Source organism: Pseudomonas sp. NFACC51 (genome assembly GCF_900103575.1).
GTDB lineage: Bacteria > Pseudomonadota > Gammaproteobacteria > Pseudomonadales > Pseudomonadaceae > Aquipseudomonas > Aquipseudomonas fluorescens_Q.
In genome coordinates this window covers 557,665-572,118 of sequence record NZ_FMXH01000001.1, presented here as the reverse complement: position 1 = coordinate 572,118, position 14,454 = coordinate 557,665, and the positions used below count along the sequence as shown (strand labels likewise).

Here is a 14,454-nt window from a genome sequence, read left to right as displayed (position 1 = left end):
AAGGCGTCCGCCACACCCGCTCTTTTCGATAACAACAGTCAAGTTTTTTGGCTCCCCAGCCCGCAGCTTTGATTCTGTTTTTCAGAGTCCTGCTTTGCAGTCATTGCCTTAAATGTGCTTCTAACTTTATTGGCTTCTAGCCGAGGACTTGTCATGTCTACTCTTTGCAAACCCAGTCTGTTGTTTCCGCAATACAAGATCACCCAGCAACAAATGATCGAGCATCTAGAGCAGTTGCATGATGATCATCCACGAATGGCACTTGCCAAACGAATGATTCAAAACACACAGGTGAACGAACGGCACTTGGTCCTGCCTATCGATGAACTGGCGGTGCACACTGGCTTCACCCACCGCAGCATCGTTTATGAGCGCGAAGCCCGCCGCATGTCATCCATCGCGGCGCGCCAAGCCATTGAAAATGCCGGGCTGACCATCGACGACATTCGCATGGTCGCGGTGACATCATGCACCGGTTTCATGATGCCCTCGCTCACGGCCCACTTGATCAATGACCTGGGCCTGCGGACGTCGACCGTACAACTGCCCATCGCTCAATTGGGCTGCGTGGCAGGCGCTGCGGCGATCAATCGAGCCAATGATTTTGCCAGCATGGCGCCGGACAACCATGTCCTCATCGTCTCCCTGGAGTTCTCGTCGCTCTGCTATCAACCCCAGGACACCAAGTTGCACGCGTTCATATCGGCGGCGTTATTCGGCGATGCCGTATCGGCCTGCGTCATGCGCGCCGATGACAAGGCGCCTGGTTTCAAGATCGCCAAGACCGGGTCTTACTTCCTGCCTGATAGCGAGCACTACATCAAATATGACGTTAAGGACAGTGGCTTTCACTTTACCCTGGACAAGGCCGTCATGAACTCCATTAAAGATGTCGCACCAATGATGGAGGAATTGAACTACGAGACCTTCAATCAACATTGCGCACAAAACGACTTTTTCATCTTCCATACCGGCGGACGGAAAATTCTTGATGAACTGGTCCTGCAACTGGACCTGGAACCCGGTCGGGTCGCGCAGTCTCGCGACAGTTTGAGCGAAGCCGGGAACATCGCCAGCGTGGTGGTCTTCGACGTGCTCAAGCGCCAGTTTGACAGCGGGCTTGTCGATGGCGCGACTGGCATGCTGGCGGCCTTCGGCCCCGGTTTCACCGCTGAAATGGCCGTGGGCAAGTGGGTCGCCTGACAGATCCGATAAAACACCGGCACCCAGCCAGGGGCACACTTGCCCCTGGCTGCCGGAGTATGAATCGCAGGCGTTCACCTCGCTCAAGAGGGCTTCGAAAGCGCTAGGGAAAGAAGGAAAAGAACATGGAGATGAAGTATCTGGTCGCTCGACCTTGGGGCGGCTATGAAAGACGCATGATCACGCTTCTGTCGCTGAGCTTCGGGCTGGTAGGACTGGACAGGTTCATTATCATGCCGCTGTTCCCGGTGATCATGCGTGACTTGGCCCTGGACTATCAGGACTTGAGCATGTTGTCGGCCATCCTGGCATTTGCGTGGGGAGGCTCTGCCCTGTTCATGGGCGCCGCCATCAGGGTACTGGGCCCCAAGAAGTTGCTGGTGCTGTCGATCACCCTGCTATCGATTCTGGCCGGTGCGTCTGCATTGATCACCGGCCTGGTGGGCCTGGTGCTCTTGCGCGCCTTGATGGGCGTCTGCGAAGGGGCCTTCACTCCGGTCAGTATCATTGTCACCGATGAAGTCTCGCAGCCTTCCCGGCGCGGACTCAATCTAGGGATTCAACAGGCCTTGTTCCCCATCATCGGCCTGTGCCTCGGACCGCTGCTGGCGGGCGTATTGCTGGAAATGTCCGGATCCTGGCGCGCCGTATTCGCCATCATTTCGTTACCCGGCCTGTTAGTGGCCTGGTACCTCTATAGAACCTACCAACCGACCCAGGCGCCCAGCACGGAGTCGATTGCACATACCTCCAAAAGCCAGTGGAGGGCGGCCCTGTCCTGCGGGAATGTGCGGCTCAATATTGCCTTGATGCTCTGCATACTGACGTGCCAGTTCGTTCTGTGCGCCCTGCTCCCTAGCTACCTGACAGACATTCTGCACCTGAGCAATTTCTCCATGGCCATGATCATTTCTGCAATTGGCCTGGGTGGTTTTTTTGGCCAACTGGTCATTCCCGGCTTGTCCGACCAACTGGGTCGCAAGCCCGTGGTCTCGATCTGCTTCATGATCAGCGCCCTGTTGGTGGGTTTATTGATCGTCAGCCCACCGTTGCCCTGGCTACTGTTCCTTCAATTATTTTTCTTGTCCTTTATCAACTTCAGCCTGATCTGCATGACGGTCGGTCCACTGACCAGCGAATCAGTGCCGCCCAGTTTATTGGCCACCGCGACGGGCCTGGTGGTGGGCTGCGGAGAGATTCTTGGAGGGGGCGTCGCCCCTGTCGTCGCCGGCTACATCGCCATGACGTGGGGACTTACCGCGATTCTGTTCCTGGCACTGGCCGGAAGTATCACGGGGGGCTTGCTGTCCTTACGGCTCAAAGAGGCAAACCCGGCGTTCAACGGACTCAAGGACTACGCCCCCCTATCCGCACGCTTGACCCTGGAGGATAAGTAATGACCCACTATGTAATGTTGCTGGACTCTCCAGTGCCGCGAGGAGGCCTTGGCGTATTTGACTTCAAGTCCGGGCAAAGCCGGGAGGTGCGTCCACCCCAGGGAAATCTTTATGAAGCCCTGGCCCATTGCGCGGATCGGAATATGGACTGGGAGTCCTATCTCAAGGACCTGCCGTCCACGCCCTACCCGCTTACGCCTGCGGCGGTGAAATACCGACCGCCGCTCAAGCCCGATAACAACTTGTTGGTCCAGATCAGCGAAATCACGCTCTGTACCGCCAAGACAGAACAAGCCTGGTATTACAAAGGTAACGGCCGACTGCTCAAGACCGACGGCGACCCTTTGCAGGTGCCCTATCATTCACAAAGCATCAGTAGCGAGCCGTGCATTGTCTGCCTCTATTGGGTCGACCCGTTTGGTGCGCTGCGCTTCATTGGTTTTACCCTGGGTAACGATATCCACGATCATGTATTGCACAGTCGCGACGCCATTTCTTCAACGCATGCGCACTTGCGCACCTGTGCGATTGCCCCGGCATTGATCGTGGGGGAATTGCAGGCTGACTTGGCCATCAATGTCCAGATAGAACGCGACGGCCAACCCTTGACGGCAAGTCACCACCGGATGAGTTTGCATCGCTGGCAGAGTCTGCGCCGATACTCGGAAGAGTTCTTGGAGAAACACGAGCAGTTTCTCGAGCCCGGGCTGGTTCATTACGTGTTTCACAGCTTGAGCCATCGCACCACGAATGTGCCGCTCCAGCACGGTGACTGGCTCAGCATTGACTGCCCCGAGCTGGAATTGGCCATGAGCAATCAAATCGTCGAAGAGGAATTGGTGTCGCTGGTGCCCTTGCCTGCGCGGCGCGCACCTGACCATGACTGTATCGACCGGCCCCTGCCCGTGCCGAAAAAGTTCTGATCGACCGCTATAAACGAGGAGGTGGCCCTTGGTTTGAGCCACCCTTGCCCGCTTCTTAGAAATCGACCGTGGCCGAGAGCTGCAATGTGCGCGGAGAGCCTGGAGAGAACGCCCCATACGAGGCGACACCCGACCAGTATTCGCGGTCAAAGACATTTTGGACCGTGGCTCGGAAAGTCGTCGGTCGACCTTCGATCTTGGTGGCGTAGCGAGCGCCCGCATCGAAACGGGTCCAGGCATCCAGCTCCTGGGTGTTGGCCTGGTTCACGTATTGGCTGCTGGTGTAGATCGCGCCACTGGTGAGGGTAAAGCCTTCCACCCACGGGGTGTCCCATTCGGCCCACAGGTTGGCTTGCACGTCCGGCACGCCCACCGGCTTATTGCCACGGTTGGCCGCTGTGGCGGAATCCGTCAGCTCACCATCGAGCAATGTCACGCCACCCATCAAACGGGTGCCGGGGGCCACTTCGCCGAACACGCTCAGTTCCACGCCACGGTTGCGCTGTTCGGCCTGCACCGAGAAAACATTGTTCGCACCGAGTTCGCCACTGGGCTTCTCGATCTGGAACAGCGCCAAGGTGGTCATGAACGTGCCGTGCTCGTACTTGACGCCCATCTCGTGCTGCTTGGATTCATAAGGTGCGAATGTTTCTAGAGAATTGTTCGCGTTGGCTGGCGCAACGTCACCTTTACTCAGCCCTTCGACATAGTTGTAGTACAGCGACACGTCCTCCCAGGGTTTGACCACCACGCCGACCATCGGGGTCGTGGCACTGTCGTCATAACGGGAACTGACCGAACCCGTCTCGCTGTAATTGCGTGATTCGACCTTCTGCCGGCGCAACCCCAGGGACAGTTGCAGACGGTCATCCAGTACCGACAAGGTGTCGGTCAAGGCGAAACCGGACAATTGCGACTCGGAAACCCGTGACACCCTGGGTGCATTGATGGTCGGCTTGGGCACGTCCACCGGGTGATAAATGTTCGAGGGGATATCGGCCCCCCGGTTGATGCCCCGGGACAGCTCATCCTGATAAGTGCTCGCCATCAGCGTGGTCGTGTGGCTGACAGGGCCGGTATCGAATATCCCGCGGATCCCCACGTCGGCTGTCGAACGGTCCACATTGAATTTGTAGTACCCCGGCCTGTTGGTGATATCGCCTGCACTATTGATGATATCTGGCACTTGGTCGGACATTCGCTTGACGTCCGAACGACCGCCACCGGCGTGGGCAAACACCGTGACCGCGTCCGTCAAGTCGTATTCGCCACCCAGCAACGCCGATTGCTCCTTGGTGTCCGACCAGCCCCATTTCTGTGATGCATTGGTACGACCGTTGGGGGCGGATGGAATTTCAACGCCACGCGCGACGGTGAAGGGCCGCGAGGCACCGTCAAAGTTTTCTTTTTGGCTGATGAAGTCGAGGTTCAAGCGCAAACGCTCGCCCCGATAATCCAGGGCGATAGCTCCGATACCAAGTTCGCGTTCCTGGTCGTCGATGGCCGTGTCGCCACCCTGGAGGCTGCCGTTGAAGCGCACGCCAAACTGGTTTTCCGAGCCGAATCGACGGCTGACATCCAGGTGCCCGCCCACTTGGGAGTCGGACGCGTAGCTGCCGGTAAAGCGCGTCAGGTCTTCGTCCAACGGACGCTTGGGAACGATATTGATCACCCCGCCCACCCCGCTGTTCGGAGACATGCCGTACATCAGCGCCCCCGGTCCCTTGAGCACTTCGACCCGTTCGGCGTAGTCGGTGAACACCCGGTAGTTGGGTGCCACGCCGTATACGCCGTCGTAGGCCAACTCGCCGAGGTTACCCTCGCCGATGGGAAAACCACGGATGAAAAACGAATCGACGATGCCGCCCACCTGGCCCGTCGAGCGCACCGAAGGGTCTCGTTGCAGGGCGTCGGCCACGGTCACGGTTTGCAGGTCGGCCAGGGTCTTGGCGGTGTAGCTGGTCACGCTGAACGGCGTGTCCATCACGTCCTTGTTGCCCATCATCCCCAAGCGTGCGCCGCGCGCCACTTGACCACCGGCCAACACGGGCGGCAGTGCACCTGGGTCGTTGTGGGTGCCGCTGATGGTGGTGGCGTCAAGGGTCAAGCCTTGGCCGTTGTCCTTGGAGGCGTCCAGGGTCTTATCGGCGGCAGGCGCCTGTTCGGGGGTTGCCGCCCAGGCGGTGGCGCTTCCTGCGACCAGAATGAAACTCAGCGTGGCGCTACGAATCGCGACGGATAACGCAGACTCACCACAAGGTCGACGTGCAACTGACATGGCTTAAGGATCCTTTCCAACGAGAGAAAATGGTAATCACTCCTATTGCCAGTCGACCTGCGGAAAAGTATCACCTCCCGGGGATTATTTTTTCAGACTGCGCCAAAGCACTCGCGCATACCGACGCTGCTGCGGTATCGACACCTTGCAACCTCTCGTGCAGCCGGGCATCTTGCCGACCCTGTCATCGCCAGCAGCACACGCTACCCTACCCGCTTGCTGGCGTTTAAGCACCGAGGCTGATCATGTCCCACACAGGTGTCGTCCAGGGTTCGAGCGTCAGAGTCCTGATTTATCTTCTGTTCGCGATCCAGCTCATCTCGATGGGCGCGATGGAAATGAGCGGGCCATTTTGGCCGGTTCACCTGCGCGGGCTGACGTCCTCGGCGTCGGTTTTCAGCTTCGCCAGCATTGCCGTGTATGTCGGGCCGATGCTGGGCATCATGCTGACCAGCACCTTTTGGGGCCGTATCGGTGATCGCTACGGCCATAAGTGGATGATGATCCGCGCCCTGGCAGGCTTGTCGCTGACCCAGCTCGGGCTGGCGCTGTGCAGCGATATCTGGATCATTCTGGTCCTGCGCTTCTTGCAGGGCGCCTTTGCCGGATACATCGCCCCGGCGCAGGCCTACGGCGTCAGTATCGAAGCCCCATCGCGGCGAGCGAGGCTGTTCGCGATTCTGCAAATATCCACCAATGTCGGCTCATTGCTCGGCGCAATAGTCGGGGGGCTGATCCTCGACTACGCCACGTTCTTCTGGATCAACCTCACCGCCTCGGTGTTGTGCGCAGTGTGCACGGTGGTGGCCGCCGTGGCCTTGCCGGATGTGCCGCCAGTGAAGAGGTCCTCGGCGAGCCAGGCCCCGGCAGCGAAGAGCCGTACCGACAGTATCTGGCAAGGATCGTCGTTGCTGTCGTTGTTATGCGTCATGGGCATTCTGCTGTTGGCGCGGATGCTGCCGCAAACATCATTCTCCTTGTATGTGAGCGCGGTATTCGTCGTCAGCAACTCGCTCGTCGGCCTGTGCTACGGCTTGCTGGCGCTGGGTTTCATTCTGTCGGCCACGGCCTGGTCGCGCTATTTCGAGCACCATACCCAACAGCAAACCTTGCAGCGCATCCTCTACATCGTGCTCGGTTGTGTCGTCTTGACCGCCCTGGCGGGGATCACGCGCAACGTCATCGTATTTGTCATTGCCTACTTCATCTGGGGCGTGCTGCTGGGTGCCACCACGCCAGTGCTGATGGCCCTCATCTCGAAATCCGCCGACAGCTCACGACAAGGCCACGTGCTGGGCATTGCCCAGGGCACCACGCAATTCGCTTCGATCGCGGGCATTTCGATCGGTGGATTGCTCAGCCAGGTCTACGGGTTGCAATACACCTACCTGTTCGTTTGCCTGGCCTATGTGCTGGCGCTGATCCCCATCATTGCATTGCGTTATAGGCCCGAGGGCCTTGCGCGTGGCTGAAACAGGGTTGCTGAATGCCGCTTGCGTCGCGGGCAAGTTGTCCTTTAGCATTGGGAATACTTCTCAATTGCAAAAAAACGCAGCCATGAGCGAAACCCTGCCCGCGAACAACGACCAGCATCTGCGCGTGATCGAAGATCTGTACGCCGGCCATCACAGCTGGCTGTACGCCACGCTGAAGAAGAAACTGGGCAATGCCATGGATGCGGCGGACCTGGCGCAAGACACCTTCACGCGCATTCTCGCCTCCCAAGTCACGGCCATTGACCAGCCCCGGGCCTACCTGAGCTGCGTGGCCAAGGGCATTCTCATCAACTGGTATCAGCGCAAGGCCCTGGAACGTGCCTACCTGGAGGCGCTCGCGCATCTGCCGGCCCAGGAAGTGCCGTCCCCTGAGTTGCGCTTTCTGGTGCTGGAAACCCTGCACGAAATCGACGCCATGCTCGACACCCTCCCGGCGCCGGTCAAACGGGCATTCCTGCTGTCGCAGATCGGCGGCCTGAAATACGACGACATCGCCCAACAGCTGAACGTCTCGCTGATCACGGTCAAGCGCTACATGAAGCAGGCATTCGTGCAGTGCTTGATGCTGGTGGAATGAATGCTCACCCGCCGCCGTGAGCCGCCGCTCGACCCCAAGGTCCTCGAAGAAGCCGCCGAATGGCTGATGCGCCTGAGCGAAAGCGACCTCAGTGACACCGAGCGCGCCGAATGGGAATGCTGGAGGGCCAGCAGCCCCGAGCGCGGTCGGGCCTGGTCTCGTGCGCAATTGCTGCAAAGCAAGCTCGGCGGCTTGCCACGCGCATTGGCGATGTCGGCGCTGGATCGCCCAAGCAGCCCCGAACGACGCGCGGCCCTTGGCAAACTGGCGTTGCTGCTGGCAGCGGTGCCTGTCGGTTGGGGCAGCTGGAAACTGGCGCAATCGCAGCAATGGTCCGCCGATTACCGCACCGCCATCGGCGAGCGCCGCGAGTTGACCTTGGCCGACGGCTCTCACCTCACCCTCAATACCGGCACGGCCATCGACGTGCTGTTCGACACCCGACAGCGGCTCCTCCATGTGCGCGAAGGGGAAGTCCTGGTGCAGACCGCGCCGGATGCCTCACCACAGGCCCGACCGTTCCTGGTCAGCACCCGCGAGGGCCGGATGCAGGCCCTGGGTACGCGGTTCATCGTGCGCCAACTGCCATCGCGCACCCATCTGGCGGTACTCGAAGGCGCGGTGCGGATTGAATTGGCCGAGGCTCGCCAGGCCGCGCCGCTCATCGTCAACGCCGGACAGCGCACCGACTTCTCGTCCCAGGCCTTCGGCCCGTTGACCCCGACCGATCGCAACGCCAGCGCCTGGACCCAAGGCATGCTGATGGCCGACAGGATGCGCCTGGCGGATTTCGTCGCCGAACTGGCGCGCTATCGCCGGGGCTTCGTGCGGTGCGACCCGGCCATTGCCGAGCTGCGGGTGTCCGGCGCTTTTCCCATCAGCGATACCCAGCGCACGCTCAACATGCTGGTGCAAACCTACCCGGTCCTGGTCACCGGTCATTTGAGCGGTTACTGGGTGACGCTCTCCCCGGCCTGACCCCACAAAAAATATTTGCTGCTCGGGTGATACTTTTTTTGATCTCAACTGGCAAAGAAAGGAATAACCATTTCATCTCGTCCATAGGGTCATCCATCCATGCTCGTTGCACGGCCCCTGCGTCCGGATCGTCCGTCCAAACCCGTCATGCGCAGTGTGCTGTTGGGCCTTGCGTTGAGCACGGTCACCGGGTCGTTCGCCTTCGCCACCGTGCCCGCGCAACTGGAAGCCGTCGCCCCCCGCGCCTATGAGATCGCCCCGGGGCCGCTCGGCCCTGCCCTGTCGAGCTTTGCGATAACCGCCGGCATTGCCTTGTCGTTCCAGCCTTCGATCACTGAGGGCCTGGTCAGCCCGGGACTTTCCGGCACTTATCCGGCAGCGCAAGCACTCACCCAGCTACTGGCCGACAGCGGCGTGGAGATGGTTGCCCGCGACGATGGCAGCTACACACTGGTGCTGCGCCGGGTGTCCCTGCCGCAGATCAGCGTCGACGCCACGGGCAGAAGCAGCACCGACCTGCCACCTACCGACGCCAACGGCCAGGTCGCCCGCGGCGCACGCCTCGGCCTGCTAGGCAACACCGATGTGATGGAGGCGCCGTTCAGCATCAGCAGCTACACCTCGACGATGATCAGGGATCAACAGGCGACCACGGTGGGCGACTTGCTGGAACGCGATGCTTCGGTGCGCTCCACGGGCCAGGCGGGCGGCATCGTCGACTCGTTCTTTATCCGCGGTTTTCCGCTGGGGGAAGGCAACCTCGGTGAGTTGGCTTTCGACGGTGTGTATGGCGTGGCGTCCAATTACCGGGTGTTCACCGATTACGCCGAGCGAATCGAACTGGTCAAGGGCCCCGCCGCGCTGCTGTATGGCATGTCGCCCAACAGCGCCGTGGGCGGTGTGATCAACGTGGTCCCCAAGCGCGCCCTCGACGAGGACCTGACCCGATTCACCAGCCGCTACGCCACCGACTCGCAACTGGGCGGCCACCTCGACGTCAGTCGGCGCTTTGGTGAAGAACGCCGGTTCGGGATCAGGCTCAACGGTAGCCTGCAGCAGGGTGATACGGCCATCGACAAGCAGTCCCGAGACGTCGGTACCGGCGCCATGTCCCTGGATTACCAAGGGGATCGCCTGCGCATGACCCTGGACCTGATCAGCCAGGATGAAAAATTCGACGCCGCCTCCCGCCCTTTCCTGATCGACCCTGGCGTGCAAATCCCCTCCGCCGCCAACGGCCGCACCAGTGTCAGCCAGGACTGGGGGCGCTCCCGGGCCCGGGACAAATCGGCGTTACTGAGTGGCGCGTACGACCTCAGCGACCATCTGACCCTGTTTGCCCACGCCGGCGGCGGAAAATCCGAGGTCGAGCGCATGTCCGACCAGACCCCGACCATCATCAACGCCGCCGGCGACACGTCATCGGTTCCCGGTTATTACAAATTCAACGTCCAGCGCTACACCGTCGACGCCGGCGCGCGCCTGGGCTTCGACACCGGGCCGGTCAACCACCGCGCGGTGCTGCAAGTCAGCCGTTATCGCGATGAGTTGTCCCGGGGCATTATTTCCGGCCCCACCATCCTCTCGAACATCTATCACCCGGTCGACCGGCCCAGGCCCAACATCGCCGAACCTCACACGCCAAAAATCTCCGAAAGCGAGCTGTCGGGCGTCGCCCTGGCCGACACCTTGTCGGTACTCAATGAGCGCCTCCAGGTCACCCTCGGGTTGCGCCGACAAAACATCCAGTCGGACAACTACAACACCATCGTTGCCACCCCGTCCTACGACAAAAGCAAGACCACCCCACTGCTCGGTATCGTCGCCAAGCCCTGGGACCATGTCGCGCTGTACTACAACTACATCGAAGGCCTGAGCAAGGGCGACATCGCGCCGGCTGCCGCCACGAACGCCGAAGAAATTTTTTCTCCCTACATCTCCCGCCAGCAGGAGATCGGGGTCAAGCTCGACTACGACCGCTTCATGGCCACCCTGGCGCTGTTCCAGATCAAGAAACCCAGCGGCGAATTGTCGTCCAGGGTGTTTTCGGTCCAGGCCCAGCAACGCAACCGTGGCGTGGAACTGAACCTGTCCGGCGAGATTGCCCGGGGCACGCGCCTGCTCGGTGGCGTGACGCTACTCGACGGGGAACTGACCCGCACCAGCGTGGCCGCCAACCGCGGCAATACACCGGTGGGCGTGCCCAAGGTCCAGGCCAACCTCTGGGCCGAGTGGGACACCCCGGGCATCGCTGGGCTGACCCTGACCAGCGGCGCGATCTACACCGCCAGCCAGTACGTCGACCAGGCCAACACCCAGGAACTGGACGCCTGGACCCGCTTCGATGTCGGTGCCCGCTATGCCACACGCATTGCCGAGCGGCCCACGACATTTCGCGCCACGGTGCAGAACGTCTTTGACCGTGCCTACTGGTCAGGGGTCGCGTCCTATGGCGCGTTTTCCCAAGGCGCACCGCGCACGCTGTTGTTATCCGCCACCGTTGATTTCTGAAACCTGCGGGTCGGGGCGGCGACTTGCGCCGTTGTCCGGCCCGGCTTTTGTAAAGGCCTGAACCATGGTTACTGTTTTTCGCCGCCCTCACACCCTCGCCGCCCTGCTGTTCGCCGGGCTGCTCGGTGTGTCGTTTCTCTCACTGACGCCCCGCAATGCCTTGGCCGCCGATGCGGATCCAGCCCTGGGCAGCGTGACCGACCTGCTCGGGCGCCAGGTCAAGGTCCACCTCCCCGTCAGGCGGGTGATCCTCGGCGAAGGCCGCCAGTTGTATCTGGTGGCGGCGCTGGACACGCAAAATCCCATCGAACGCATCGTCGGTTGGCGCAAGGACCTGATCCAGTCAGACCCGGACACCTACGGCGCCTACCTGCGCAAATTTCCCGACATTGCCAAGATCCCGACCTTCGGCGGGTTCGAGGACGGCACCTTTGACATCGAACAGGCCATCTCCCAGCGTCCGGATGTGATCATCCTCAATATCGAAGCCCAGCACGCCACCGAGGATGCGCGCTACATCGAGAAGCTCGACGCCTTGGGCATCCCGGTGGTCTACGTGGACTTTCGCAACAACCCGATGCAGAACACCGAGCCGACCATGCGCCTGTTCGGCCAACTGTTCGGCAAGCAAGCCCGTGCCGAAGCCTTCATCGATTTTCGCAACCAACAGATTCGACGGGTCACCGACGTCATTGAAGCGCGCCACCCTGCCCGGCCAAAGGTCTTCATCGAACGCATCGGCGGATACACCGATGATTGTTGCCTGAGCTTCGGCAACGAGAACTTCGGCCTGTTCGTCGAAATGGCCGGTGGCGACAACATCGCCAAAGGCATCATCCCCACCACGTTCGGCCAGTTGAACGCCGAGCAAGTAGTGGTCGCCAACCCGGCGCAGGTGGTAGTCACCAGTGCCAACTGGGAAGCCTTTGCACCCGGTGGCCATTGGGTCGGCGTCGGCCCCGGGGCGGACATGGCCCAAGCCAGGGAGAAATTGGCGTGGTACACCCAGCGGCCGGCCTACGCCGGCATCAAGGCCCAGGACGACCAGGCGTTCCACGCCATTTGGCATCAGTTCTACAACAGCCCCTATCAGTTCGTGGCCATCCAGCAATTGGCCAAGTGGTTTCACCCGACGTTGTTCGCCGACCTGGACCCGGACGCCTCGTTCCGCCAATTGCACGAGCAGTTCCTGCCGGTCCCTTATGAGCCGGGTTACGCCGTCAGCCTGCGCCAGACTGAGGACCAGCCATGACTTCGTTGAACGAAACCCTGGTCATGCAGCGTGACACCTACCGGCGCCTGGTGCTGCGCAAGCGGCTCATTCTCGGGGGGCTCACGCTGTTGCTGATCTGCAGCGTCCTGCTCGACCTGGCTCTCGGGCCGGCACGCTACAGCCTCGACGAAGTGCTCGGCGCGCTGTTTTCACCGGAGAGCGCATCGCCCCAGGTCCGCGTGGTGATGTGGGACATCCGCCTGCCCGTGGCGCTGATGGCCGTTGCGGTCGGCGCCGCGTTGTCACTGGCCGGCGCGCAGATGCAGACGATCCTCAACAACCCGCTGGCCAGCCCGTTCACCTTGGGCATTTCCGCCGCCGCCAGTTTCGGTGCGGCCATGGGGCTGGCGTTTGGCGTGGCCTTGTTCCCGTTGGCGGCGCAGTACATGGTGCCGGTGAACGCGTTCATCATGGCCATGCTGTCGGCGTTGCTGATCCACTTCCTGAGCCTGCGCCGCGGCGTCACCGCCGAGACCATCGTGCTGCTCGGCATCGCCCTGGTGTTCACCTTCAACGCGTTGCTGGCACTGGTGCAATTCTTCGCCACCGAACAAGCCGTGGCCGCCGTGGTGTTCTGGACGATGGGCAGCCTGACCAAAGCCACCTGGCCCAAGCTGGGGGTGATCTGCCTGGTGATCCTCGTCACTCTGCCGATTTTCGCCCGGCGCGCCTGGGCCTTGACCGCTCTGCGGCTGGGGGACGACAAGGCCGCGAGTTTCGGCATCAACGTGCGCGGCCTGCGCTTTCAGACGCTGATCATGGTCAGCCTGCTCGCCTCGTTCCCGGTGGCGTTTGTCGGCACGATCGGCTTCATCGGCCTGGTCGGCCCGCACATCGCGCGGATGCTGATCGGTGAAGACCAACGGTTCTTCCTGCCGGCGTCCTTGTTGACCGGCGCATTGATTCTGTCCGCCAGTTCGGTGATCAGCAAAACCCTGATCCCTGGGGCCATTTTCCCCATCGGCGTGGTCACGTCGCTGATCGGCGTGCCCTTCTTCATTTCCTTGATTCTCGGCGGGAAGAAAAACTCATGGTAACGATCCGGCTGGAGAACCTCGGAGCTCGCTATGGCCAGCGCACGGTCATTCACGGCGTGACCACGGCAGCTTTTGTCGGCGGCCAGGTGGTGGCGGTGGTCGGCCCCAACGCGGCGGGCAAATCCACCTTGTTCAAGCGCATGGCCGGGTTGATCGACGGCCCCGGACAGGTGGTCCTGGAGGGCTCGAAAAAGGGACCGCAGGGCATCAGCTATATGCCCCAGGGCTTGAACGCCAGCGCCCGGTTGACGGTGTACGAGTCGGTGCTGCTGGCGCGCAAGCAGCTCACGCCGGGCTGGGTCGTCCATGATGATGAACTGAAGCGGGTGGACGACATTCTCGCCGCGCTGGGCATCACTGAGTTGTCGTTCCGTAACCTCGGAGAGCTCAGCGGCGGACAGCAGCAACTGGTGTCGATCGCCCAGACCCTGGTGCGCGAACCGGAAATCCTGTTGATGGATGAACCGACCAGCGCCCTGGACATGCACCGGCAGGTCCAGGTGCTGGGCTTCATGCGTGCCCTGGCGCGCAAGCGCGAAGTCATTGTATTCATCGCCATCCACGACCTGAACCAAGCGCTGCGCTTTGCCGATCAGGTGCTGGTGGTTGCCGACGGCACCGCCCAGGGCAGCGGCCCGAGCGCTGAGGTAATTACCGAGTCGATGCTTCGCAAGGTCTACAAGGTCGAGGCGCGGATCGAACGATGCAGCCGCGGACAGCACCACATCCTGATCGACGATATCGTTTGAGCGCACACCCGGGCCTTGCGCCAAAGGCCCGG

General features: G+C 61.2%; 11 protein-coding genes. 10 read left to right on the top strand and 1 reads right to left on the bottom strand.

The features are described from left to right. The first annotated feature begins 153 nt into the window (after positions 1-153). From BLT00_RS02535 to BLT00_RS02525, 3 genes are all read left to right on the top strand, one after another. Positions 154-1,203, top strand: a complete 1,050-nt coding sequence (locus BLT00_RS02535; protein WP_092142115.1) for a type III polyketide synthase — start codon at positions 154-156, stop codon at positions 1,201-1,203. A gap of 131 nt (positions 1,204-1,334) precedes the next feature. Continuing rightward, on the top strand, positions 1,335-2,600 hold the full coding sequence (locus BLT00_RS02530; protein WP_092142728.1) for an MFS transporter: 1,266 nt from the start codon (positions 1,335-1,337) through the stop codon (positions 2,598-2,600). Further along, positions 2,600-3,523: a fumarylacetoacetate hydrolase gene (locus BLT00_RS02525; RefSeq protein ID WP_092142118.1), complete on the top strand. Its 924-nt coding sequence runs from the start codon at positions 2,600-2,602 to the stop codon at positions 3,521-3,523. Before BLT00_RS02530 ends, BLT00_RS02525 begins: the two co-directional genes overlap by 1 nt. Before the next feature lie 55 nt (positions 3,524-3,578). Here the strand turns inward: BLT00_RS02525 and BLT00_RS02520 are convergent, their stop codons facing one another. Then, entirely contained in the window at positions 3,579-5,801 is a 2,223-nt protein-coding gene (locus BLT00_RS02520) for a TonB-dependent receptor (protein WP_092142121.1), read from the bottom strand. Positions 5,802-6,046: 245 nt separating this feature from the next. Between BLT00_RS02520 and BLT00_RS02515 the strand changes: the two genes are divergently transcribed. The 7 genes from BLT00_RS02515 to BLT00_RS02485 all read left to right on the top strand — a co-directional run bounded on the left by BLT00_RS02515 (position 6,047) and on the right by BLT00_RS02485 (position 14,422). Continuing rightward, positions 6,047-7,273 (top strand): MFS transporter, encoded by a 1,227-nt coding sequence (locus BLT00_RS02515; protein ID WP_092142124.1) that lies wholly within the window; start codon positions 6,047-6,049, stop codon positions 7,271-7,273. An 85-nt stretch (positions 7,274-7,358) separates the two neighbouring features. After that, entirely contained in the window at positions 7,359-7,874 is a 516-nt protein-coding gene (locus tag BLT00_RS02510; protein WP_092142127.1) for a sigma-70 family RNA polymerase sigma factor, read from the top strand. Continuing rightward, positions 7,875-8,852, top strand: coding sequence for a FecR domain-containing protein (locus BLT00_RS02505; protein WP_092142131.1), 978 nt, complete (start codon positions 7,875-7,877; stop codon positions 8,850-8,852). A gap of 99 nt (positions 8,853-8,951) precedes the next feature. Beyond that, the gene (locus BLT00_RS02500; RefSeq protein ID WP_092142134.1) at positions 8,952-11,363 is read left to right on the top strand and encodes a TonB-dependent receptor; all 2,412 of its coding nucleotides are present in this window, start codon (positions 8,952-8,954) and stop codon (positions 11,361-11,363) included. Positions 11,364-11,427: 64 nt separating this feature from the next. Then, positions 11,428-12,615, top strand: coding sequence for an ABC transporter substrate-binding protein (locus tag BLT00_RS02495; RefSeq protein WP_092142137.1), 1,188 nt, complete (start codon positions 11,428-11,430; stop codon positions 12,613-12,615). Continuing rightward, positions 12,612-13,673: a FecCD family ABC transporter permease gene (locus BLT00_RS02490; protein ID WP_092142140.1), complete on the top strand. Its 1,062-nt coding sequence runs from the start codon at positions 12,612-12,614 to the stop codon at positions 13,671-13,673. Before BLT00_RS02495 ends, BLT00_RS02490 begins: the two co-directional genes overlap by 4 nt. Beyond that, positions 13,667-14,422 carry an ABC transporter ATP-binding protein gene (locus tag BLT00_RS02485; RefSeq protein ID WP_092142143.1) on the top strand — a complete coding sequence of 252 codons (756 nt, stop codon included), beginning with the start codon at positions 13,667-13,669 and terminating at the stop codon, positions 14,420-14,422. Before BLT00_RS02490 ends, BLT00_RS02485 begins: the two co-directional genes overlap by 7 nt. Positions 14,423-14,454 lie beyond the last annotated feature (32 nt).